The organism is Kitasatospora sp. NPDC056651, from assembly GCF_042792155.1.
Classification (GTDB): Bacteria; Actinomycetota; Actinomycetes; order Streptomycetales; family Streptomycetaceae; genus Kitasatospora.
Map to the genome: position 1 here is coordinate 1 of NZ_JBHTWX010000045.1, position 22,657 is coordinate 22,657.

21 protein-coding genes and 1 pseudogene are annotated in these 22,657 nt (G+C 73.2%); 5 read left to right on the top strand and 17 right to left on the bottom strand.

Annotated features, from left to right (window positions below):
* Positions 1–60: 60 nt before the first annotated feature.
* Entirely contained in the window at positions 61–1,005 is a 945-nt protein-coding gene (locus tag ACFRAR_RS18985; RefSeq protein WP_380699245.1) for a DUF2797 domain-containing protein, read from the bottom strand.
* A gap of 385 nt (positions 1,006–1,390) precedes the next feature.
* On the opposite strand from ACFRAR_RS18985, the gene ACFRAR_RS18990 reads away from it, so the two are divergent.
* The 3 genes from ACFRAR_RS18990 (at position 1,391) to ACFRAR_RS19000 (ending at position 7,093) form a co-directional block, all read left to right on the top strand.
* Positions 1,391–3,523, top strand: coding sequence for a restriction endonuclease (locus tag ACFRAR_RS18990; protein WP_380699246.1), 2,133 nt, complete (start codon positions 1,391–1,393; stop codon positions 3,521–3,523).
* Between the two features lie 127 nt (positions 3,524–3,650).
* Positions 3,651–4,469: an ABC transporter ATP-binding protein gene (locus ACFRAR_RS18995; RefSeq protein ID WP_380699247.1), complete on the top strand. Its 819-nt coding sequence runs from the start codon at positions 3,651–3,653 to the stop codon at positions 4,467–4,469.
* A gap of 59 nt (positions 4,470–4,528) precedes the next feature.
* Positions 4,529–7,093 carry an ABC transporter permease gene (locus ACFRAR_RS19000; RefSeq protein ID WP_380699248.1) on the top strand — a complete coding sequence of 855 codons (2,565 nt, stop codon included), beginning with the start codon at positions 4,529–4,531 and terminating at the stop codon, positions 7,091–7,093.
* 93 nt (positions 7,094–7,186) lie between these two features.
* Here ACFRAR_RS19000 and ACFRAR_RS19005 read toward each other — a convergent pair whose 3' ends face one another.
* The 6 genes from ACFRAR_RS19005 to ACFRAR_RS19030 all read right to left on the bottom strand — a co-directional run bounded on the left by ACFRAR_RS19005 (position 7,187) and on the right by ACFRAR_RS19030 (position 13,043).
* A complete protein-coding gene (locus ACFRAR_RS19005) occupies positions 7,187–7,798 on the bottom strand; it encodes a DUF4232 domain-containing protein (protein ID WP_380699249.1) in 612 nt (203 codons plus the stop codon).
* A 168-nt stretch (positions 7,799–7,966) separates the two neighbouring features.
* Positions 7,967–8,818, bottom strand: coding sequence for an iron uptake transporter permease EfeU (gene efeU / locus ACFRAR_RS19010; RefSeq protein WP_380699250.1), 852 nt, complete (start codon positions 8,816–8,818; stop codon positions 7,967–7,969).
* Between the two features lie 43 nt (positions 8,819–8,861).
* On the bottom strand, positions 8,862–10,178 hold the full coding sequence (gene efeB, locus ACFRAR_RS19015) for an iron uptake transporter deferrochelatase/peroxidase subunit (RefSeq protein ID WP_380699251.1): 1,317 nt from the start codon (positions 10,176–10,178) through the stop codon (positions 8,862–8,864).
* 136 nt (positions 10,179–10,314) lie between these two features.
* Positions 10,315–11,463 (bottom strand): iron uptake system protein EfeO, encoded by a 1,149-nt coding sequence (gene efeO / locus ACFRAR_RS19020; protein ID WP_380699252.1) that lies wholly within the window; start codon positions 11,461–11,463, stop codon positions 10,315–10,317.
* A gap of 129 nt (positions 11,464–11,592) precedes the next feature.
* Positions 11,593–12,417: an ABC transporter ATP-binding protein gene (locus tag ACFRAR_RS19025; protein ID WP_380699253.1), complete on the bottom strand. Its 825-nt coding sequence runs from the start codon at positions 12,415–12,417 to the stop codon at positions 11,593–11,595.
* Between the two features lie 176 nt (positions 12,418–12,593).
* A complete protein-coding gene (locus tag ACFRAR_RS19030; protein WP_380699254.1) occupies positions 12,594–13,043 on the bottom strand; it encodes a GNAT family N-acetyltransferase in 450 nt (149 codons plus the stop codon).
* 160 nt (positions 13,044–13,203) lie between these two features.
* Here ACFRAR_RS19030 and ACFRAR_RS19035 point away from each other — a divergent pair, with 160 nt between their 5' ends.
* Complete coding sequence (locus tag ACFRAR_RS19035) at positions 13,204–14,808, top strand: M4 family metallopeptidase (protein WP_380699255.1); 1,605 nt, start codon at positions 13,204–13,206, stop codon at positions 14,806–14,808.
* Between the two features lie 31 nt (positions 14,809–14,839).
* Here ACFRAR_RS19035 and ACFRAR_RS19040 read toward each other — a convergent pair whose 3' ends face one another.
* The gene (locus ACFRAR_RS19040) at positions 14,840–15,877 is read right to left on the bottom strand and encodes a hypothetical protein (RefSeq protein ID WP_380699256.1); all 1,038 of its coding nucleotides are present in this window, start codon (positions 15,875–15,877) and stop codon (positions 14,840–14,842) included.
* Positions 15,878–16,008: 131 nt separating this feature from the next.
* Between ACFRAR_RS19040 and ACFRAR_RS19045 the strand changes: the two are divergent.
* Positions 16,009–16,137, top strand: a pseudogene (locus ACFRAR_RS19045) (aldo/keto reductase); the annotation flags it as partial.
* Positions 16,138–16,190: 53 nt separating this feature from the next.
* Here the strand turns inward: ACFRAR_RS19045 and pqqE are convergent.
* The 9 genes from pqqE to ACFRAR_RS19090 form a co-directional block, all read right to left on the bottom strand.
* Positions 16,191–17,258, bottom strand: coding sequence for a pyrroloquinoline quinone biosynthesis protein PqqE (pqqE, locus tag ACFRAR_RS19050; RefSeq protein ID WP_380699257.1), 1,068 nt, complete (start codon positions 17,256–17,258; stop codon positions 16,191–16,193).
* Positions 17,246–17,485, bottom strand: coding sequence for a pyrroloquinoline quinone biosynthesis peptide chaperone PqqD (pqqD, locus tag ACFRAR_RS19055; protein WP_380699258.1), 240 nt, complete (start codon positions 17,483–17,485; stop codon positions 17,246–17,248). The genes pqqE and pqqD overlap by 13 nt, the downstream gene beginning before the upstream one ends.
* Positions 17,482–18,156 (bottom strand): pyrroloquinoline-quinone synthase PqqC, encoded by a 675-nt coding sequence (gene pqqC / locus ACFRAR_RS19060; protein ID WP_380699259.1) that lies wholly within the window; start codon positions 18,154–18,156, stop codon positions 17,482–17,484. Before pqqC ends, pqqD begins: the two co-directional genes overlap by 4 nt.
* Positions 18,150–18,962 carry a pyrroloquinoline quinone biosynthesis protein PqqB gene (gene pqqB, locus ACFRAR_RS19065; RefSeq protein ID WP_380699260.1) on the bottom strand — a complete coding sequence of 271 codons (813 nt, stop codon included), beginning with the start codon at positions 18,960–18,962 and terminating at the stop codon, positions 18,150–18,152. The genes pqqC and pqqB overlap by 7 nt, the downstream gene beginning before the upstream one ends.
* Before the next feature lie 57 nt (positions 18,963–19,019).
* The gene (locus ACFRAR_RS19070; RefSeq protein WP_380699261.1) at positions 19,020–19,181 is read right to left on the bottom strand and encodes a hypothetical protein; all 162 of its coding nucleotides are present in this window, start codon (positions 19,179–19,181) and stop codon (positions 19,020–19,022) included.
* 26 nt (positions 19,182–19,207) lie between these two features.
* Complete coding sequence (locus ACFRAR_RS19075; protein WP_380699262.1) at positions 19,208–20,659, bottom strand: glucose/sorbosone family PQQ-dependent dehydrogenase; 1,452 nt, start codon at positions 20,657–20,659, stop codon at positions 19,208–19,210.
* A gap of 461 nt (positions 20,660–21,120) precedes the next feature.
* Positions 21,121–21,735 carry a class I SAM-dependent methyltransferase gene (locus ACFRAR_RS19080; RefSeq protein WP_380699264.1) on the bottom strand — a complete coding sequence of 205 codons (615 nt, stop codon included), beginning with the start codon at positions 21,733–21,735 and terminating at the stop codon, positions 21,121–21,123.
* Positions 21,732–22,256 carry a hypothetical protein gene (locus ACFRAR_RS19085; RefSeq protein WP_380699265.1) on the bottom strand — a complete coding sequence of 175 codons (525 nt, stop codon included), beginning with the start codon at positions 22,254–22,256 and terminating at the stop codon, positions 21,732–21,734. The genes ACFRAR_RS19080 and ACFRAR_RS19085 overlap by 4 nt, the downstream gene beginning before the upstream one ends.
* A gap of 80 nt (positions 22,257–22,336) precedes the next feature.
* Positions 22,337–22,567, bottom strand: a complete 231-nt coding sequence (locus ACFRAR_RS19090; RefSeq protein ID WP_380699267.1) for a hypothetical protein — start codon at positions 22,565–22,567, stop codon at positions 22,337–22,339.
* Positions 22,568–22,657 lie beyond the last annotated feature (90 nt).

Consider the following 22,657-nt stretch of genomic DNA (forward strand, 5'->3'; position numbering starts at 1 on the left):
GCCCGCACACCTCGCGCGTGCGGGCCGGAGCCGTTCCCGGTGCGCCCGGACGGGCCGCCGTCAGAACAGCGCCTCCTGGGTGTCCGGCTCCGCCGGGCGCAGCCGCTCGTGCAGGGTGAGGCCCTCGGAGCCGCGGCCGGTGACCGGGCTGAGCGTCCAGCCGGTGAGCAGCCGGGTGTCCAGCAGCAGCGGGCCGGAGCCGTCCGTCTGGTCGAGGAAGAGGTGCCGGCCCACCGGTGGCCTCAGCCGCCCCGCGACCACCGCACCGTCGGCGAGCCCGGCGATCTCCCGGTAGGCCTCCGGGGCGCCGCCGGCCAGGCCGTAGCGCTCGACGTGGTCGACCACCGGGCGGTCGGCGAGCGGCTCCACGGCGTGCCCGTCCAGCAGCCGGTGCGCCCGGGCGCGGGCTTCGGTGAGCACCGTACGGCGGTACGGGGCGTCGCCGTGCGACCACCACTGGTCCGTCTTCAGCCGGGACTTGAACCGCTCGCGGGCCAGGCCCGAGGCGGCGACGGTGAGTTCGGCGCGCCGGACGGCCGGCAGGCCGCCGCGGGCGGTGAACGCGTAGGCCAGCGCGCCCTGTTCGAGCAGCCGGCTGTCGCCGCGCTGCTCGGCGGTCAGGCCGACCTTGAGCAGGCCCTCGCCGAACCAGGCGAGGTAGAGCAGGTAGGTGCGGCCGTCGTCGAGGATCTGGTCCCGGGCGAGGGCCAGGCCCCGGTCCACGCTCTGGCACGCCGGGCACTGTGTCGCACCGGCGGCCGGATCGATCACCGCGTGGTGCGGGCAGGGCGTGCGCTCCGTCGCCCCGGCCAGCCAGGCCCCGACGCAGCGGCGCGGGCCGCCCAGCAGCCAGCCCACCTCCGCACCCGGCGTGACGGCGCGCTCGTGCACCTGGGCGCCGCGCGCGGCGGCGAGCACGGCCCTGCCGTCCTGCCAGCTCAGGCCGGTGGAGATCCAGCCGCCGGGCTGGGGGTGCTGCGGGGCGCTCTGCGGGGGGATCGTCACGTTTCTCCTTGCCGTCGGTGACCGTCGAGACTACCCGGAGCCACCGACGGGGCGGGGCCGCCCGGTGGGATCCCCGGGGACCGGCGGCCGGGACCACCGGCGCTCGGCCGACACGACGGGCCACCCCGCGGGAACCTCGGGAACGACCCCACCGGGCGCCGGGCTCCGACCCCTCCTCCCGGCCCCGTGGCACCGGTCGGCGCCCCTGCCCCACCACCCGGACGGCCACACCACCGGCACTTGGCCCGACAGGGTGTTCACGCTCTATTGTTGCGGGCGCGGTCGGCAGCGCGTGGCCGGGAGGCGACGCGGCGCGACCGGGCCCGAGGGTCGACGGCGAGGCGAATGGGGTGGGCGGACGGTGTCGGGGCGGCGGAGCGGCGGGGTGCTGGCGATATGGGCGGAGGCGCAGCGGCAGCAGCAGCGCCGGGAAGAGGCCCGTTGGCGCGCCGAGGCGGCGGAACTGCGCCGCCGGGAGCGGGAGCAGCGCGAGGCGCAGAAGGCGGCCGCCCGTGACGAGCGGGAGGCGCAGCGCGCCCACCAGCAGTCGCGGGAGGCCGAGGTGGCCCGGCGGACGGCCGAACTGGACGCCCGGGTCGAGGAGTTGAGGGGCCTGCTGGCCGCCGGTCTGGCCGCCCCGGCGTTCGGTCCGCAGGCGCTGCTGGCGCCTCTGGCCGAACCGGCCTTCGACCCAGGCCCGTTGGGCGTGCCGGTGCCGATGCCCGACCAGGCCTCGGCCGCGTACTTCGTGCCGCCGCCGGACCCGGTCCGGGCCCGCGACCAGGGTGTGCGGCGGCAGTACGAGCAGTACCTGGCCCAGGCCCGGGCCCGGTTCGAGCAGGACTGGTACGCCGCGCAGGCCCGGGAGGCGGACCGGCAGCGCCGGCTGGCCGGGTACCAGCAGGAGTACCTGGCCCGGGTCGAGCAGTCGCGTCGGCAGCGGCGGGAGCTCGGCGCCCGGACCGAGGAGCTGCTGCGCCGGCTGCGGGCGGGCGAGCCGGAGGCGGTGCAGGAGTACTTCACGGCGGGCCTGTACGCCTCGGCGGCCTGGCCGGAGGGCTTCCCGCACCGGCTGGTGGCGGCCTTCGACGCCGGGAGCCGCCAGCTGGTGGTGGACTGGGAGCTGCCCGGGCCGGACGTGGTGCCGGCCGCGGCCCGGGTGCGGTACGTGAAGGCGGACGACCGCGAGGCGGAGGTGGCCCGCCCGGCGACGGAGCGCAAGGCGCTGTACCGGGAGGTGCTGGCGCAGTCGGCGCTGCGGGTGGCGGCGGAGCTGTTCCGGGCGGACCGGGACGGGCTGCTGGACTCGGTGGTGGTGAACGGCTTCGTCCTGGGCATCGACCCGGCGACCGGCCGGGAGGCCGAGCGCTTCCTCTCCACGCTGACCGCCGCCCGGGCGGGCTTCGCCGGCCTGGCGCTGGACCGGGTGGCCCCGGTGGAGTGCTTCCAGGGCCTGGGCGGCCGGCTGTCGGCGCGCCCGGAGCGGCTGGACGAGGTGCGGCCGGACCGGCGGCCGCAGAGCGTCGGCGGGAGCCTGGCCGGGCACGGCGGCGAGGAGGAGCCGGACCTGTTCGAGATGGACCCGCTCGACTTCGAGGACCTGATCGCCGAGCTGTTCCGGCTGCGCGGCTTCACGGTGATGACCACGGCCCGCAGCGGCGACGTCGGGGTGGACGTGGTGGCCGAGGACCTGGACCCGGTGACCGGGGGCAAGATCGTGATCCAGGCGAAGCGCTACAGGAAGACGGTGCCGCCGACGGCGGTGCGCGACCTGGAGTCCACGGTCCGTCACCACGGCGCGAACAAGGGCATCCTGGTCACCACCGCGGGCTTCGGGCGCGGGTCGTACAGCTACATCGAGGGCAAGCCGCTGACCCTGGTGAGCGGCCCGGAGCTGGTGGTGCTGCTCGCCGAGCAGGGCCTGCGTGGCCGCCTCGGCCCCGGGGCGGCCACCGAAGCCGTCGCCCCTGCCGCGAACGGCGAGCCGGAGGGGGAAGAGGCCCGCGAGACCGCCCTCACGGTGAGCTGGCAGAGCCGGACGGCCGGCGGGGACGCGGTGGAGCTGGACGTCACCGCCTTCCTGTGCGGCGGCGGGCGGGTGCTGAGTGACGAGCACTTCGTCTTCTTCAACAGCCCGCAGGACCCGGACGGCGCCGTCCGGCTGCATCCGACCCGCTCGGTGCCGGGCGAGCCGACCCGGGCGGCCCGGCTGGCGCTGGACCTGCACCGGCTGCCGGCCGCCGTCGAGGAGGTGGTGGTCGCCGTCTCCACCGAGGAGGAGGAGCACCCGGCGCTGCCGCTCGGCTATGTGCACGGGCTGGCGCTCGCCGCCGTGTACGGGACGGGCGCGGGCGGTCCGGCCACCTGGGAGGGCCCGACCGGCGGGGTGCCGGACAGCGCGATGCTGCTGGGCGCGTTCCGACGGGCCCGGGGCGGCTGGGAGTTCGGCCCGTCCGGCCAGGTGGTGACGAACGGTCTGGCCGGGCTGGCGACGGCCTTCGGCGTGGCGGTCGAGTAGACGGCCGGGCCGGCGGCCCTCAGGGGTCGGGGTCATACCTGAGGAGGAGAAGGCCCCCCGCCGTACCGCCGGGTCGGCGGGGGCCGACCACCCGCGTGGCATACGCATCGCATTCGAACATCTTGGGATGATTGATCGGAGTCAGATATTCCGTTCATCCGCCCGAGGAGTCCACGTGACGTTCCCCGCAACCGCCGTCCACACCGGTCGTGCGGCCGCCCGCGCCACCAGCCTGAACAAGGTCTACGGGGAGGGGGAGACCCGCGTCGTCGCCCTCGACAACGTCAGCGTCACCTTCCCCCAGGGCGAGTTCACCGCGATCATGGGCCCCTCCGGCTCCGGCAAGTCGACCCTCATGCACTGCATGGCCGGCCTCGACACCGTCACCTCCGGCTCCTCCACCATCGGCGACACCGAACTCGTCGGACTCAAGGACAAGCAGCTCACCCAGCTGCGCCGGGACCACATCGGCTTCATCTTCCAGGCCTTCAACCTGCTCCCCACGCTGACCGCCCTGGAGAACATCACCCTCCCGATGGACATAGCCGGCCGCAAGGCCGACAAGGCCTGGCTCGACCGCGTCGTCGACACCGTCGGCCTCTCCGGCCGCCTCAGCCACCGCCCCTCCCAGCTCTCCGGCGGCCAGCAGCAGCGCGTCGCCTGCGCCCGCGCCCTCGCCTCCAAGCCCGACATCGTCTTCGCCGACGAGCCCACCGGCAACCTCGACTCCCGCTCCGGCGCCGAGATCCTCTCCTTCCTGCGCAACTCCGTGCGCGAGCTCGGCCAGACCGTCGTCATGGTCACCCACGACCCGGTCGCCGCCTCCTACGCCGACCGCGTCGTCTTCCTCGCCGACGGCCGCATCGTCGACGAACTCCACCAGCCCACCGCCGACACCGTCCTGGACCGCATGCGCCGCTTCGACGCCAAGGGCCGCACCAGCTGATCGCCCTGGCCCCGAACCGCCACCCGTCCCCCGAGTACCCCCAGGACTGACACACCCTCATGTTCCGCACCGCACTGCGCAATGTGCTCGCCCACAAGGGCCGACTGCTGATGACGGTTCTGGCCGTCATGCTCGGCACCGCCTTCGTGGCCGGCACCCTGGTCTTCTCCGACACCCTCGGCAACGCGCTCAGGACCCAGAACTCCAAGAGCTACACCGACATCGCCGTCACGGTCAGCGACCGCGAGGCCGCCAACCGCAGCTACGACCACGGTGACCGGGCCGTCGACGGCCCGACGATCACCGAGGGGACCCGGCAGAAGGTCGCCGCGCTGCCCGGCGCCGCCGAGGTCCGCGGCATCGTCAGCGGCTTCGCCGGCATCGCCGACAAGAAGGGCGCGCTGATCGGCAACGGCTTCTCCACCACCGGCACCAACTACGTGCCGGGCGCCGACGGCACCGACCCGCGCTACCCGCTGGTCGAGGGCCGCGGCCCGAAGGACGCCACCGAGGTCGTGCTGGACGCCAAGACCGCCGACAAGGGCGGCTTCAAGGTCGGCGACACCGTCCGGGTCGCGGTCAACGGCCCGGTGATGAACCTCAAGCTCACCGGCACCGTGCACACCAACGACCCCCGCGTGGTGGCCGGCGGCTCGCTGGCCGCCTTCGACACCGCCACCGCCCAGCGGCTCTACCTCACCCCGGGCCGCTTCGCCGAGCTGGACGTCAAGGCCGAGCCGGGCACCGACGACGCGGCGCTGCTCGCCGCCGTCAAGCAGGCCGCCCCGCAGGGCGACAACATCGACGCCAAGACCGGCCGCGAGCTCGCCGACGAGCAGGACCGGATGATCAAGCAGGGCACCCGGGTGCTGAGCACCTTCCTGCTGGGCTTCGCGGGCATCGCGCTGTTCGTCGGCATCTTCATCATCGCCAACACCTTCTCCATGCTGGTCGCCCAGCGCACCAAGGAACTGGCCCTGCTGCGCGCCATCGGCGCCAGCCGCCGCCAGATCACCCGGTCCGTCCTGGTCGAGGCCCTGCTGGTCGGCCTGACCGCCTCGGTGACCGGCCTGCTGGCCGGCATCGGGATCGCCGCCGGGCTCAAGTCGCTGCTCAACGGCCCGATGGAGGCCAACCTGCCGGACGGCCCGCTGATCGTCGGCCCGAGCACGGTGATCACCGCGCTGGCCGTCGGCGTACTGGTGACGGTGCTCGCCGCCTGGCTGCCCGCCCGCCGGGCCTCCCGGATCGCCCCGGTGGCGGCGATGAGCGCGGTCGAGCAGCCCGCCACCCAGAAGGGCCTGCGGGTCCGCAACACCATCGGTCTGCTGTTCTCCGCCGCCGGTGCCGCCGCGCTGCTGGCCGGTGTGTCCGGCAAGGAGGTCAAGCTGGTCGGCCTCGGCTCCGGTGCGCTGCTGATCGGCGTCTTCGTGCTGACCCCGCTGCTGTCCCGGCCGCTGATCGCGCTGATCGCCCCGCTGCTGCGGGCCGTGTACGGCGCGCCCGGCAAGCTGGCCCAGGAGAACGCGGTCCGCAACCCGCGCCGCACCGCCGCCACCGCCTCGGCGCTGACCATCGGCGTCACCCTGATCACCTCGCTGACCGTGATCGGCGCCTCGGTGAACCAGGCCGTGGACAAGCTCACCGCGACCGACCTCAAGGCCGACTACACGGTCACGATGCAGAACTTCTCGGCGCTCTCCCCCGAGGTCGCCACCCAGCTCGCCAAGGCGCCCGGCGTCAGCGCGATCGGCGCCGAGCGCGGCGTCCCGGTGAAGGTCGGGGCGAACGGCGAGGACAGCGAGTGGCTGACCACGATGGACGCCGCCACCATCGACCAGGTGGCCACCGTCAAGGTCACCGAGGGCTCGGCCGACGCCCTCAAGCAGGGCAAGCTGCTGGTCAGCTCGGGCCGCGCCGAGCACGGCGGCTACAAGCTCGGCGACACCCTCGCCGTGACCTACCCGGACGGCGCCAAGGGCACCCTGACCGTCGGCGGCATCCTGGAGTCCAGCACCATGCTGGCCGGGATCGTCGCCCCCGAGTCCGTGGTCGGCCCGCACGCGCTGCCCGGCTCCGGCCCGCAGAAGGTGCTGGTCAAGGGCGTCAACGGTGCGACCCCGGAGCTGAAGCAGGCGCTGCGCGACGCGACCGGCGGCAACCCGCTGATCGCCGTCAAGGACGCCAAGGAGATCAAGGCGGAGAACCGCTCGATGGTCACCGGGATCCTGAACATGATGTACGGGCTGCTCGGCATGTCCGTGGTGATCGCGGTGCTCGGCGTGGTCAACACCATGGCGATGTCGGTGTTCGAGCGCCGCCGGGAGATCGGCATGCTGCGGGCGGTCGGCCTGAACCGGCTCGGCATCCGCCGGATGGTCCGGCTGGAGTCGCTGCTGATCGCGCTGTTCGGCGGGCTGGTGGGTGTCGGCCTCGGCATCCTGGTCGCCTGGGCAGCCGTACGCACCCTGGCGGACAGCCTCCACGGCATCACCACCGTGGTGCCGCCGGTGCAGACCGCCTGCTACCTGCTCGCGGCCGCCGTGATCGGCCTGCTGGCCGCGCTCTGGCCGGCCTACCGGGCGTCCAAGCTGGACATCCTGGGCGCGATCAAGAGCCAGTAGTCCGGCAGTTGAACACCAGGAGCCCCCGGGCGGTTCGAAGGAACCGCCCGGGGGCTCCGGCGTGCCGTCGGCTGGACCACTGGCCGGCCGGGATCAGTCGGACAGGACCTTCTCGTCGCTCGGCTGGAGGGTGCCGACGGTCAACCCGGCGGCCGAGACCAGCAGTTCGCCGACCGGCTTGCCGTCGGCGCCGAGCACCTCGGCGATCACCGGCGCCCGCTCGTCCGGCGGGGTGACCTGGAGACCGGTGATCGTGTGGCAGGTGGCGTCCGACTTCTCGCAGGCGCTCCACCTGAAGCCCGCGTAGCCGGACTTGTCGGGCTTCAGGGTGACCAGCACCGGCCCCGCGGGTCGCGCCTCGTGGGTGCCCGGCAGCACGTCCACGGTGTTGTCGGCCCGTAGGCCGCCGATGCCCGGGTAGCCGTACAGCGTGCAGGTGTGGTCGCTCTTGTTCCTGACCGTCAGCAGGGCCGAACCGGCGCCCTTGACCTGCACGGTGGCGCCGATCTCGTCGCTCCTGCACCGCGACGCGGCCGCCTGGGCGGCCATCGGATCGCCGGGGACGGTCGCCCCGGTGGCGCTCGCCTTCGGGTCCCCCGGCCGGTCGTCCGTCTCCCGCACCCGGTCGCACGCGGTCAGCGCGGCGGTCAGCGCGAGTGCCAGCACACCGGCGGCGGCCAGCCCGGCAGGTCTGCGAACGGTCATGTTCCCCCCAAGGGTGAGTCATGGTACGGAAATTCGTCACCTTGACTACGAAGGTCCCGGTGGATCGGTTCCACCGGGCGTACGCGAACCGCCCCGCCCGGCGGAGGCCGGACGGGGCGGTGGGGGTTTCGCGCGGTGCGGCGCGGTTCGGCGCGGTGAACCGGCCGGTCAGGCGGCCGGCTTGGCGGCCACCGGCTGGGCGGGCTTGCCGGTCTTGCGGCCGCCGCCGAGGACGTTGAAGAACACCGCCAGCGTCGGGACCAGGTAGAGCAGCCAGACCACCAGCTGGAGCACCGTCGGGTCCGGCTGGAAGTTGAACACGCCCTTCAGCAGGGTGCCGTACCAGCTGTCCTTGGGGATGGTGCTGGAGATGTCGAAGGCCGTGCTGTGCAGGCCGGGCAGCCAGCCGGCCTCCTGGAGGTCGTGCACGCCGTAGGCGAGGACGCCGGCCGCGACCACGACCAGCATCGCGCCGGTCCAGGTGAAGAACTTGGCCAGGTTGATCTTCAGCGCGCCCCGGTAGAACAGCCAGCCGAGCACCACCGAGGTGAGCAGGCCGAGCGCGGCGCCGATCAGCGGGTTCCAGCCGTCGTCGGTGGCCTGCACGGCCGACCAGATGAACAGCGCGGTCTCCAGGCCCTCGCGGCCGACGGCCAGGAAGGAGGTGACCACCAGCGCGGTGGTGCCCATCGCGATCGCCGCGTCCAGCTTGCCGTGCAGCTCGGTCTTCAGGTGCCGGGCGGTGCGCCGCATCCAGAAGACCATCCAGGTCACCAGGCCGACCGAGATGATCGACAGGGTTCCGCCGAGCGCCTCCTGGGCCTCGAAGGTGAGCTGCGAGGAGCCGAACTGGAGCACCGCTCCGAAAGCCATGGAGAGTGCCACGGCCGAGCCGACGCCGATCCACACCGGCGGCAGCTTGTCCTTGCGCCCGGTCTTGACCAGGTAGGCGATCAGGATGCAGACGACCAGGCTGGCTTCGAGGCCTTCGCGCAGGCCGATCAGGTAGTTGCCGAACACGCGGGCTCCTGGGGGGTGTAGAGGTGGTACGAGGGGCGGGAGGTCAGCCGAACAGGGCCTGGCCCCACCACTCCCCCGGCTTGCGCACGCCCGCCGGGCAGGCGAAGTGGGCGGAGCCGACGTGCTGGATGTACTCGTTGAGCTTGTCGCTCGCCGCGAGCTTCTGCTGGAGCGGGACGAAGGCCTTGCGGGTGTCGCGCTGGTAGGCGAGGAAGAACAGCCCCGCGTCCAGGCGGCCGAGGCCGTCGGTACCGTCGGTGAAGGAGAAGCCGCGGCGCAGGATCATCAGGCCGTTGTTGGCGTCCGGGTGGGCGAGCGCGACGTGCGCGGTCGCGGGCATCGCCGCGAGGTCCGGCGCGTCGTGCTCCTTGCCCTTGCCGTACGGGGCGCCCTCGCCCTTGGTGCGGCCGAAGGTGTCCTCCTGGTCCTTGAGCGAGGCGCGGTCCCAGGTCTCGATGTGCATCCGGATGCGCCGGGCGACCAGGTAGGAGCCGCCGGTCATCCACTCCGGGCCGTCGCCGGGGGCGGCCCAGACGTGGTCGGCCAGCTTCCCGGTGTCGGTGCCCGCGATGTTGTGGGTGCCGTCCTTGAAGCCCATCAGGTTGCGCGGGGTCTGCTCGTCCGGGGTGGTCGAGGAGGTCTTGCCGAAGCCGAGCTGCGACCAGCGGATGTTGACGGTGCCCATGCCGATCCGGGCCAGGTTGCGGATCGCGTGCACGGCGACCTGCGGGTCGTCGGCGCAGGCCTGGACGCAGATGTCGCCGCCGCTGCGGGCCGGGTCGAGCTTGTCGGCCTTGAAGTTCGGCAGGTCGATCAGGGCCTCGGGGCGCTTGGCCTGGAGGCCGAAGCGGTCCACTGTGGTTCCGTCCGGGGCGGACTTCTCGAACAGGCTCGGCCCGAAGCCGATGGTCAGGGTGAGCCGGGAGGCGGGCAGGCCGAGGGCCTCGCCGGTGTCGTCCGGCGGCGCCTCCGCCGATCCGGGCACCGCGCCGGTGCCGACCTCGCGGCCGCCGGTCATCGCGGCGGCCGCCTTGGTCCACTCCTTGAGCAGCTTGACCAGGGACTCCTTGGTGGCCTTCTCGGAGACGTCGAAGGCGGCGAAGTGCAGCCGGTCCTGGACCGGGGTGGAGATGCCCGACTGGTGGTCGCCGTAGAACGGCACCTCGGCGCCGGCCTGGGCGGCGGCCACCGGGGCGGTGTCGTCCTGCCGGCTCGCCGCGGCGACGGAGCCGACGGCGGCGGCGCCGAGCGCCACCCCCGCGCCGGCCCAGCCCATGACGGCGCGGCGGCTGACCGCGCCCTTGGTCGCGGTGGCGCCGGCGGCCGGCGTCCCGTTCTGCTGCTCGTTCTCCGCGTCCATCGGCGGGCGGGCCCTTCTCCTGTGCCGGACTTCTCTGCTGTGCCGGACGGTCTCTGCGCTGACCCACGGAGGCCGTGGCGCCCGGATCACGGGCGGCCACGGCGTCGGTGGGGTACTTCGGGTGGCGGTGGGCCGGTTACTTGACGACCACGGCGGCGGCCAGCTTCGACAGCGGCTCGCCCAGCGAGTTGACCGCGTCGGAGAAGGTCTTGCGCTCGGCCTCGGTCACCTTGTCGTAGGAGGTGAAGGTGCCGTCGGCCTGCTTGTACTTGGCCAGCAGGGTGTTGATCTCGGCGAACTCGGAGTCCAGCGTCCTGGCCAGCTCCGGGTCCTTCTCGGAGGCGACCGGCTTCAGCAGCTCGTAGGCCTTCTGCGCGCCCTCGACGTTGGCCTGGAAGTCGGCCAGGTCGGTGTGGCTGTAGCGGTCCTCCTCACCGGTGATCTTGTTGGTGGCGACCTCGTCCAGCAGTTCCTTGGCGCCGTTGGCCATGCTGGTCGCGGTGATCTCCGCCTGCGGGATCTTCTTCTGCCAGTCCTTGAGGTCGGCCACCAGCTGGTCGGCGAGCTTCTTCTCGTCGTCGCCGATCCTGGCGTCGGCCCAGAGCGACTTCTCCAGCTTGTGCCAGCCGGTCCACGCCTGGCCGGGCTCCAGCTTGTCCTCGCGGGTGTCGGTCTTCGGGTCGACGTCGCCGAAGCTCTCGGCGACCGGCTCGGTGCGCTCCCAGCCGGTGCGCGAGGGGGAGAACAGCGACTTGGCCTTCTCCAGGTCGTCCGCCTTGATCGCGGCGGCGAAGGCCTCGACGGCCGGGATGGTCGCGTCGGCCTGCTCCTGGGCGTACGTGCGGTAGGCGTCGACGGCGGCGGCCAGGCGCGGGTCGGCGGCCGCGGCGCTGCCGCCCTCGCCGGTGACGGTGATCTTCTGGCGGATGCCGTTGCCGACCATGCCGGGCTTGCAGGCGATCTCGTAGGAGCCGGCCTTGATCTCGGCGTTGATGCTGGCCTTGGTGCCGGGGCCGATGTTCTCGCGCTCGGTGACGATCTTGTCGCCGTCGCCGTAGACGTAGACCTCGGTGGTCTTGGAACCCTTGTTGCTGATGTCCAGCACCACGTGGCCGGCCGGGAAGCTGGTCTTGGAGACCTCGCACGCGGTGTCGGTCGCGTTCACCTTGACCGCGTCGGAGCCGCCCGCCTTGTCGTCCTTCTTGGACGCGCAGCCGGCCAGGGCTGCGGTCGCCACGGCGAGGGTGAGCAGCGCGGCTGCGGTGGAACGGCGGCGGGCGGACATGCGGGCTCCAACGGAAAAGGGCATGGGTGTGCCGAGGCAGTGAGGCCGGCCGGGGACCGGCAGACCATCGTTAGCTAAGGCATACCTTACGTAAAGACTGTTTTACGTCTACACCCGCCCCCTCAACCGTTACCTTCCCGGCGTCCGGCGAGCCGCGGCCCGGGCCGTCCAGCGGCCCTCGTGGCGGCTGATCCGGATCGGGTGGCCGAAGGTCTCGCTGATCAGCTCGGTGGTCATCACCTCGCCCACCGGCCCGGCCGCGACGCACTCGCCGCCGCGCAGCAGCAGGGCGTGGGTGGTGCTCTCCGGCAGCTCCTCCAGGTGGTGGGTGACCAGCACGCTCGCCAGCTCCGGGTGCTGGTGGCGCAGCAGGTCGAGGCTGTCCAGCAGCAGCTCGCGGGCGGTCAGGTCCAGCCCGGTGGCGGGTTCGTCGAGCAGCAGCAGACGGGGGCTGGGCATCAGCGCGCGGGCGATCAGCGCCCGGCCGCGCTCGCCCTGGGAGAGGGTGGTCCAGGCGGCCTCGGCCATCGCGCGCATGCCGAGCGTGTCGATCAGCTGCTCGGCGCGCTCCAGCGCCTCCGGCTCGGGCTTGCGGTGGAACTCCGGCTCGATGGTGTTGGTGTGCCCGGTGAGCACCACCTCGCGCACGGTCAGCGGCGAGCGCAGCGGGTGGCGCGGGTTGACATGCCCGAGGTGGGCGCGCAGCTCGCGGATGTCCACCCGGCCGAGCCGGCGTCCGAGCACGTCGACCTCGCCCCGGGTCGGGTGGGAGACCGCGCCGAGCAGCGCCAGCAGGGTGGACTTGCCCGCGCCGTTGGGTCCGAGCAGCGCCCAGTGCTCGCCGGGCCGGATCTCCAGGGTGATCCCGCGCAGCAGGTGGCGGCCGTCGCGCACCACGTCCACGTCCCGGGTGCGCAGCAGCGGTCCGTCGAAGTCGGGGGCGGAAGTGTTCATGGGACTCCGATCGCGGCGCCGGGGCAGGGTGCGGGCGGGGGCGCCGCACCGGACGGGCCGGCGCCGTCCGTCCGCGTGCAGAGTACAACCGTCGGCCGGGGGTGGGTCGGGCCGTCCGAGGGGTGGACTCGTCGGTGGCGCGCCAGCCCCCGGGCGCCCCACCGGAGTTGGCGGTCTCAGAGCGCCAGGAGGCCCGCGTCGGTGGGGCGCAGGCCGCAGGCGTCGAGGTAGAAGGGACGCAGGTGCGGCTCGAAGTCCACGTGCAGCCAGGCGCAGCCGGCCGCGCGGGCCCCGTCGGCGGCCTCGGCGACCAGCCGGGTGGCGACGCCCCGGCGGCGGGTGTCCGGGGAGACCACGGTGTCGAGCAGGAAGGCGTGGGCGCCGCCGTCCCACGCCAGGTTGACGAAGCCGACCAGGGCGCCGTCGACGGCGCGACGGGCGGTGACCCAGCCGAGGCTGTGCCGTTCCAGGCGGGCGAGCCAGGCTCCGGGTTCCACCGGGGCGTCGCCGGGGTTTCCGCCAGAGCTTCCGCCGGGGTTTCCGCCGGGGTCGCCGAAGCCCTCGGCGTGCAGGGCGTCGAGTTCCGGGTCGGTGAGCCGGCCGCGCCAGTGGTAGTCGATCGTCACGACCGCACTGTAGAGCGCTTGTTGACTTCCGATCATTTTTTTATTGACCAAGGACACGACTTGGCAAAGTTATGACCTTCCCCCTAGCTCAATCTGACTGAACCCCGTCAATCTCGGTCGCAGCTCCTTTCCCTGCACAGCTACCCCCACTGGAGTCCGCGTGACCCCCACACCCTCCTCCCGCCGTGCCCGCGTGGCCGGAGCCGTCGCCGTCGTCGCCGCCCTCGCCGGTGCCACCGTGCCCGCCGCCACGGCCTCCGCCGCCTCCGGTGCCCCGGGTGCGCGCGAGGGCGCGATATCCCAGGCCCGCGCCAACGTCACCCGCAACGCCGGGGTGTTCGGCTTCGGCGCCGGCCAGGGCCTCGTGCTCAAGGACGTCGTCCTGGACGCCGACGGCGCCTCGCACGTCCGCTTCGACCGCACCTTCCAGGGCCTGCCGGTGGTCGGCGGCGACCTGGTCGTCCACCAGGACGCCAAGGGAAGGCTCAAGGACTCCTCCCGCGCGGCCGCCCACGACGCCGCCGTGAAGTCCACCGTCCCGAAGGTGACCGCCCAGTCCGGCGCGGCCGGCGCGCTGTCCGCCGCCCCGGGCGTCAGGGACGCCGTCAGCACCCCCGAGCTGGTGGTCTGGGCCGCCGACGGCACGCCCCGGCTGGCCTGGCGCACCACCGTCGAGGGCACCGGCGCGCACGGCGAGCCGGCCGGCGAGGTCGTCGTCACCGACGCCACCACCGGCGAGCGGATCGAGTCCTACGACGCCGAGCACCAGGCGGCCGGCACCGGCAACTCCGAGTACACCGGCACGGTCACCGTCGACACCACCGCCAGGTCCGGCGGCGGCTACACCCTGACCGACCCCGTCCGCGGCCACGTCACCAAGGACGCCAACAACCTCTCCGCGAGCTCGCTCAAGGCCACCTCCGGCACCGCGTTCACCAGCACCACCAACGTCTGGGGCGACGGACGGAAGTTCTCCTCCGACCGCTCCACCGCCGCCGTCGACGCCCACGCCAACACCGCCTGGACGTACGACTACTACAAGAACGTCCACGGCCGCAACGGCATCAAGAACGACGGCAAGGGCGCCACCGTCTTCGTCCACGTCGGCACCAAGTGGGACAACGCCCAGTGGTCCGACAGCTGCTTCTGCATGATGACCGGCGACGGCGACGGCACCACCGACCCGGAGCAGGTGGACCTCGACACCATGGGCCACGAGATGACCCACGGCGTCACCAGCGCCACCGCCAACCTGCGCTACAGCGGCGAGTCCGGCGGCCTCAACGAGTCCACCAGCGACATCTTCGGCACCATGGTCGAGTGGTACGCCAACAACAAGGTCGACACCGGCGACTACCTGTTCAGCGACCAGTCCACCCCGCCGTGGCTGCGCCGCTTCGACAAGCCCTCGCTGGACGGCCGCTCGGCCGACTGCTGGAGCAGCGGCGTCGGCAAGCTCGACGTGCACTACTCCTCGGGCGTCGGCAACCACTGGTTCTACCTGGCCAGTGAGGGCAGCGGCAGCAAGACGATCAACGGCGTCACCTACAACAGCCCGACCTGCGACGGCTCCACGGTGACCGGCATCGGCAACGACAAGGTCGCCAGGATCTGGTACCGCGCGCTGACCGTCTACATGACCTCCACCACCACCTACAAGGGCGCCCGCACCGCCTCGCTCAACGCGGCCCGCGACCTGTACGGCGCCGGCAGCACCGAGTACAACGCGGTCGCGGCGGCCTGGGGCGGGGTCAGCGTCAGCTGACGCCGGCCTTCAACGGTCCCTCAGTGGTCCCTCAGTGGTCGAACCCGACGTGGCAGTGGTCGTGGTGGGTGTCGTCGGTGAAGAACCGGTTCCCGACGCCCGGGATCGCCACCGGGCCGCCCACGTTGTACGAACCGGCGGCGGCCGCGTCCCGCATGAAGGACTCGATCAGCTGCCGGGGCGTGGCCGGGTCGACCACCGGCAGGCCGTCGATCCGCCAGACGTCGAAGGCCCGGCCCAGCGGATGGTCGCTGGGCCGGGTCGTCCCGAAGACGTCCAGCGGGTGGCCCGTCCGCACCACGCTCACCGACAGCGTGTACGGGCCGGCCAGCCGCAGCATCGCCTCCACCGCGCTGTCGTGGACCGTACCGCTGCGCAGGTCGGCGGCGGCCTCGGGCGGCAGCTCGATCCTCGGCTCGGCCAGCGCCCGGGCGACCGCGGCCGACGGGGAGGCGGCGGCCGGGCCCGCGACGCCCGGGCGCAGGTCGGTGACGGTCCAGCGCGGCTCGGCCCGGCCGAGCCGGACGTCCACCGTGGTGCCGCCCTCGGTCACCGAGCCGTCCGGGCCGCGGGTCCACTGCCGGCAGACCACCAGCACGCTCGCCGAGTCGTCGAGGATGCCGCCGTACTGGGCGACGACCACCTCCAGGCTCGCCTCGGCCGCCTCCGGGGCCAACGGTCCCGCCGCGTCGGCCAGCCCGGGCGGCAGGCCCAGCGCCGCCACCCGGGCCCGGGCCGCTTCCACGCCCGGCCCCCCGGGCGGCCAGGCGCCGAGCGCGGCGACCAGTTCGACGGCGCGGCGCTTGACGTCGGGCTGGATCTCGCCGGGGCCGGGCTGCCAGAGCGGCGGGCGGGACAGCGGGGTGGGGGTCGGGGTGGGCGTGGGGCTCGGGGTGCCGGTCGGGGTCGCGGCCCCGGTCGGGGTGGCCGCCGGGCTCGTGCCCGTCGCCCGCGGCGTGCCCCCGCCGGTGCACCCCGCCGCGCCCAGCAGCAGCGCCGCCGCTCCCGCCCGCAGCACCCCGCGCCGGTCCGGGCCTGGGCCGCCGCGTCCGCCGTCCGCACTCGTCATGCCGTCAGTATGCGGTCCGTCACCCGCGCCGTCCGCCCGACCGGACGCAGACCTCCCGCCGAGCGTCCGCGGGTTCAGGCATGTTCGAAATTCCTGGCGGTCAGGCCAGTGCAGTGGCGATCATGATCGGCATGATCTCCGACAGCACCGCCGCCGGCACCGTCACCGCCGCGGCCTCCGGCATCTGGAAGCTCGGCGACCGCACCGTCCACCGCATCGGCTTCGGCACGATGCGCCTGCCGCAGACCGGCCCGGCACTCTCGACCGGGCCCACAGGGCCTGAGGGGGCCGCCGGCGCTCGCGCGGCGGCACCTCAACGGCGGGCGGGCGCCCGGTAGACGAGGTCCCCGCCCCGCCGGTCGGCGAGCTCCGTGATCAGGCCGTGGTCCGGTGACAGGGCGCAGGCGGGATCGGTGCGCGCCGGGTCGCCGGTGAGGGCGAAGGCCTGGCAGCGACAGCCGCCGAAGTCGGTTTCACGACGGGGGCAGGAGGCGCAGGGCTCGGGCAGCCAGTCGGTGCCGCGGTAGGCCCGGAAGGCCGAGGACTCGGACCAGATCCAGGCGAGGTCGTGGTCGCGGACGTTCGGCGGGTCCAGCGGGAGGTCGTAGGCGGCGGGGCAGGGCAGGACCCGGCCGTCGGGGGCGACGGTCAGGGAGACCGCGCCCCAGCCGCCCATGCAGGGCTTCGCGACGCCGTCGAAGTAGTCGGGGACGACCCACACGAGTTCGGCATCGGTCCCCCGCCGCCGGCGCTCGACCGCTTCCCGGGCGCGGGCCAGCTGGTCGCGGGTGGGCATGAGGGCGGCCCGGTTGGCCAGCCCCCAGCCGTAGAACTGGGTGTTGGCGAGTTCGATGCGCACCGCGCCCCAGGCGATGCCGAGGTCCACGATCGCGTCGATGTCGTCGAGGTTCAGGCGGTGCAGGACGACGTTGAGGCCGAGCGGCAGTCCGGCCTCCCGGACCAGCGCGGCGGCCCGCTCCTTCGCGGCGAACGACCGCCGCCCGGCGATCAGCTCGGAGGAGGCGGCGTCGGCGCCCTGGACGGAGAGCTGCACGCTGGGCAGCCCGGCGGCCGTCAGGTCGGCCAGCCGCTCGCGGGTCAGACCGAGTCCGCTGGTGACGAGCTGGGCGTAGATCCCGGCGCGGTCGGCCCCCGCGACGATCTCGGTCAGGTCGCGCCGCAGCAGCGGTTCGCCTCCCGAGAGGTGGACGTGCGCGACCCCGAGCTCACCTGCCTGTGCCAGCACGTCGATCCACTGACTTGTCGTCAGTTCATCAGATCTGGCCGTGAGTTCAAGAGGATTGGAGCAGTACGGGCAGCGCAGCGGGCAGCCGTGGGTGAGTTCGGCCAGCATCGCCCAGGGCGGGCTCACCGCAGCCATCCCCGCTCCTTCAGGTCGTCGAGGAAGACCACCACGTCCTCGGCGCCCTCGGCCGGGAACCCGGTGGCGATCTCCGGTACGGTCCGGGTGCCGTCGCACCGTCCGACGATCGCGGCCGCCTCGGCGCTGAGGACGACGATGCGTTCCGGGACGACCAGCAGGGTGCTGCCCCGCACCGGGCAGTGGCGCAGGCGCGCGTACCGGCTCAGCGCCGGTCGCCAGGTCACGCCGGCGCCCGTTCGACGGCGTCGAGCAGGGTCCACAGCACCTCGCACTTGTAGGAGAGCGCCGCGATGGCGGACTCCTGCTCGGCGCGGGTGCGCGCCCAGGAGAGCACCAGGGACAGCGCCTCGTCGCTGTCCCGGCGGCCCTGGCGGACACGGGCCTTGAAGTAGGCGAGACCCTCGGCCTCGATCCAGGTGTAGTGGCGTTCGAAGGCGGCGATCCGGGTGGCCATCAGGTCCGGCGCGAACAGTTCGGTCAACGAGGCGGCCACGGCTTCGAGGGGTGTCCCGTTGCGGCAGAGGTTCACGTAGCCGTCGACGGCGAGCCGCACGCCGGGCAGCACCTCGCGGCCCGAGAGCAGGTCGGCGCGGTCGATTCCGGCGGCCTCGCCGAGGCGCAGCCACCGCTCGATGCCGCCCTCGTCGCCGTCGCTGCCGTCGTGGTCGGTGATGCGGCGGATCCACAGCCGGCGCAGCGCGGGATCCTCCAGCTTGGCGAGGATCAGCGCGTCCTTGACCGGGATGTGCCGCTGGTAGTGGAAGCGGTTGACGATCCAGGTCCGCAGCTCCCGCGGCTTCAGCGACCCCTGGTGCATCCTCAGGTTGAAGGGGTGCCGGTGGTGGTAGCGGCGCTCGGGCACGGCCCTGAGCTCGCTCTCGAAGGTCGTCACCATGTGAGGACCGCTCCTTCCGCGGCCACCTCGATGCCCCGGTCCGCCAGCTCCGCGTGGAGGGGCGAGTCCGGGTCGACGAGCGGGTTGGTGTTGTTCAGGTGGGTGTAGAGGCACCGGGCGGGCAGGGCGGCGAGCCGGTCGCGGGTGGCGAGCACCGGCAGGTGGCCCATCCCGGTGGCGGTCTTCGTGGAGAACCCGGCGGTGCGGGGCTCCTCGTCGTCCCAGAAGGTGCCGTCGACCAGGACCAGGTCGGCGTCCTCGCCGAACCCGTCGGGCCAGACGCCGGTCGACGGCGCGTACAGCAGTCCGCCCACCCTCAGGGCGCTCACCCAGTCCCCGTCGCAGGCGTCCCGGGCGTACCGGGGGCGCTTGCCCGAGAGCGGTTCGAGCGCGACGCCGTCGAAGTCCCGCCAGCACAGCCGGGTGTAGGGCGCGAGCACCTCTCCGAGTCCGAGCGCCTTGTGCACGGCCTCCCGCACCGCGTCGGTCGCCATGACCTCCAGCTCGCCGGCCTCGCGCAGCCGCGCCAGGCCGAGCGTGTGGTCGAGTTCGGCGTCCGTGAGGATGACGCCGGACAGCCGGGTCCGCCGTCCGTCGGGGCGCAGCCAGGGGCAGCGCTCGATCTGTTCGGCGACGTCCGGGGTCGCGTTCACGAGGTACACCCGGCCGGGCTCGGTCTCCACGGCGATGGACGCGTGCAGCCGTCGGCGCGAGGGAACCGCGCGTGCCCCGGCACAGCCGGGGCACGCACAGTTCCACTGCGGGACGCCGCCGCCGGCTGCCGTACCGAGTACGTGCAGTCGCACAGCGTTTCCTCCCTCTTCGAGTGGTGGTCCTACCGGTACGGTCCGGTCCGGCGGTCGCTACCGCTTGGCGAGGTAGTAGGCCGAGACCTCCAGGGACGCCTCCACCACCTGGTAGCTGGGCTTGCGCCAACCGGCGCCGCCCGTCGGGGTGTTCGGCTGGTGGGTGGTGCGCTCCCGGGGCTGCGGGGCACGCCGGGGCTGTTCGTCGTGACGGGTCATGACTGTCTCACCTCCGTGTGGGGACTTCACTGCTTCGCGTTCCGGTCGTAGGGGACGGCGAGGATCGCGCCCGGATTGGCCAGGTGGGTGGTCGGGGTGCCGCCCTCGCCGCGGACCATGTGCTGGCCTTCGCTGTCGGTGGCGATGTACAGCGTCTTGCCGTCCGGGCTGAGGGTGACGTCGCGGTAGCGGTTGATCGTCCGGTAGAGCTCCTCGTAGTGCTTGCCGTCCTTGGTGAGCCGGAAGACGGTGCCGTTCTTCATCGAGGTGACGAGGACGTCGTCGCCGAACACCTTGAGGCTGCCGGGGGCCATGGTCGGCCAGCACATGTAGGCGGAGGCCGCGTCGGGACAGACCGGCGTCGTGCCGAAGTTGTGTCCGCTCTCGACGGTCGTCCCGAACGTGCTGAGCGGGGAGACCATCTCCTTGGTGAAGTCCGACTCCTTCATCGTCGGCACCTCGGCCGGCGGCGAGCCCGGGTCGGGGTTGTAGGTGAGCTTCTCGCAACCACCCTTGGCCTGCGACCAGTTGGAGTAGACGTACGCCTTGTCGTCCTTCCACCCGGCGACGTTGGGCCAGCCGTAGTTGCCGCCCTTCTCGATGTGGTTGAACTCGTCGTCGGTGAGCGGGCCGTTCTCGGACGTGTAGAGCTCCTTGCCGCCGAAGTCCATCCCGTTCGGGTTGCGCATCCCGTAGGCGTAGATGTGGCTGCGGGCCCCGTTCAGCTCGGGATTGTCGTCGGGGACGGAGCCGTCCAGGTTGATGCGGAGCACCTTGCCCTGGTAGAGCGACCAGTCCGACGCGGCGACCTGGGCGGCGGTCGGCAGGTCCTGCGCGTGGTTCGGCAGGCAGTAGTCGGCCAGGTAGTTGTGGCCCTGGTCGCCGATCGTGTAGTAGAGCTTGCCGTCCGGCCCGTACCGGAGCCTGGCCGACTGGTGCTGGTTGTGCCCCGGCAGTCCCGTCAGGATCGGTTTCTCGTCCGAGAGCTGACCGTCCTTCGAGGTGTACCGGACGATCTTCGTGGCCGAGTCGCTGCCGTTCTTGTAGGTGTAGGCGAGGTAGACGTAGTCGCTGTCCTTGCCCTTGCCGAAGTCCGGGTGCAGCGTGAAGCCCAGGACGCCGTCCTGCCCGTCCTGGCTGTGGAAGGCCTTCCCCGTGAGGTCGAGGGCGGTGCTCTTGGCACCGCTCTGCGGGTCGACCCGGGTGACCTTGAGCCCGGACTTCTCACTGACCCAAAGCTGACCGTCGGGGCCGTAGGTGAGCTCGTACGGGTCTCCCAACCCGTCCGTCACCACCTTCGCCTGCGTCTGCGGTGTCTGCGGCGTCTGCGGGGCCTGGGACTGCACGGGCTCGGCGGTGACGACACCGGCCTGCCGGGCGGCGGTGCTGCCGCCGGACGCCGTTCCCCCGTTGTCGGAGCACGACGTGATCAGCGCGGCGGCGGGGATCAGGGCCAGTGCGACCGGGAGCTTTCTCATGGTGCCTCCCACTCGTCGCGGCGACGAGTGTCATGGTGTCCGAATGACCGGATTCGACGATGCCTCACCGGGCCGGCCGTGTAGGGTGCGGCCGCCGGGCGAGCAGGTCATCGCCTTCGACGGAGGGAGCGCCGTCGCCGACGGACGGCCGTCCGGCGTCCCGCCCTCACCGTAGGTCGGCTCCCCCGGGTGCGCACCCCTCGTTGGCCCGGTCGCGTGACGCCGGCGGCGGGGTCCTCGGCGGCGGGCCCCACCTGGTGGACCGGCAGGACGGGAGCGTCCACCACGTCCCCGCCACGACGGTCGTGGCCGCGGACCGGGCGGCGCTCTGCCTCCGGCGGGTCCAGGGCGTCCGGCCACCCGACGCCCTGGCGGCGGAAGTCCGCGAACCGGAGGAGGAGCAGGAGGACACCGCCGCCGCCGTGGTCCCGCTCCGCCGGTGGGCGCCCGCGACGGGGCGGCTACGCCTCCCGCTCGAAGAGCAGCGCCGTCCAGTGCACCCCGCCCCGGCCGTGCAGGTCGGGGCGGGCCGCGCGGTGGTGCAGGCGCAGGCCGTGGGCGGCGGCGAGGTCGATGGTGGGCTCGGGCGGGAGGTCGAACATCCGGCGGCCGGGCGGGACGGGACCGTGGCGGACGGTGAGGGCGAGGCGTCCGCCGGGGGCGAGGAGCCGGGCGAGGGCGGCCATCGCGGGTGGGCGCTCGTCGGGGGCCAGGTGCATCCAGACGGCGGTGAGCAGCACGAGGTCGTAGCGCGCGCCCTCGGAGACGAGCAGCGGCAGCTCGGGCAGTGCGTCGGCGACCCAGCGGATGCCCCGGCCGGCGTGCAACCGCTCGCCGACGGCGCGGAGTTCGGGGGTCGGCTCGACCGCGACGACCCGGTGGCCGAGGGCCGCGAGGGCGGCGGCGTCGCGGCCGGTGCCGGCGCCGATGTCGAGGACGGCGACGGGCGCCGCCGGGTACAGGTGGTGCAGGTCGCGGTGGACCTCGGCGAAGCTCACGCTCTCGTACTGGACGGCGAGTTCCTCGGCCGCCTCGCCGTAGCCCGCGGTGCCGGCCGGACCGGTGGTGCCGTTCATCGCGTCTCCCGGACGGCCACCGCGTCCCCGGCCGCCGCCGCGCCCGCGAAGAAGTCCCGCAGTTCGCGCAGGTCGTGGACCACCAGCGCCGCCCAGGTCTCGGACCAGGGGGTCGGGAGGTCCAGGCCCGCGGCCGTACGGGCGAGTACGCTGCCCTGCTGGCAGACGAGTTCGCCGAGCGCCGAGTCGCGCAGGAAGGCGGCGGCCGTGACGACCTGTTCGGGGCGCAGCACCGGCAGCGCGCCGTCCGGCGGTGTGTCGTCCGCGGCCGCACCGTCCGCCGCGTGGCGCCCGCCGCCGTAGACGGGCAGCCGGGCGGCCGGGTCGGGGTGCAGACCGTTCTCGGTGAGCACGAGTTCCATCAGGACGGCGGTGCGCCGCACCCCGAAGGCGAGCCCGGCGGCGGCCAGCCCGTCGTACCGGACGCCCAGGTCGCGGGGCACCAGCTCGCCGAGTTCCTCCGGCGAGCAGGTGTCCACGGACCGGCCGGGCAGCCGGCACCAGAAATGATCCACACTCACCCGCTCAGCGTAACGAACCCGGCTCCCCCGCGCCGGGCCACGCCCCCGTGCGCAGCGGGTTCACGCCACACAGGGCGGATTCAGGCCTCGCCGGGGTGCCAGGCGGGCCATTCCCAGGGGTGGTCGGCCCAGCGCACCCGCTGCGGGTCGTGCGGGTCCAGGTCGGGGAAGAGCTGGTGGACGCGCGGCTCGAACTCCTCGGGCGCGAGCGGCTCCCAGCCGTGGCCGTCGAAGTGGACGAGCCGGTAGCGGCTGTCGGTCCCGAACTCGGCCACTTCGACGAGGGCGTTGGATGTCTTGTTGGTCTCCATGCCCCCCAGCATGTGGCGCTGTGGCAATCAACGCCCGTTCAAACCCCTCTTCCGGGTCATGTCCCGGCGTCGGCGCAGTCGTTGAGCACA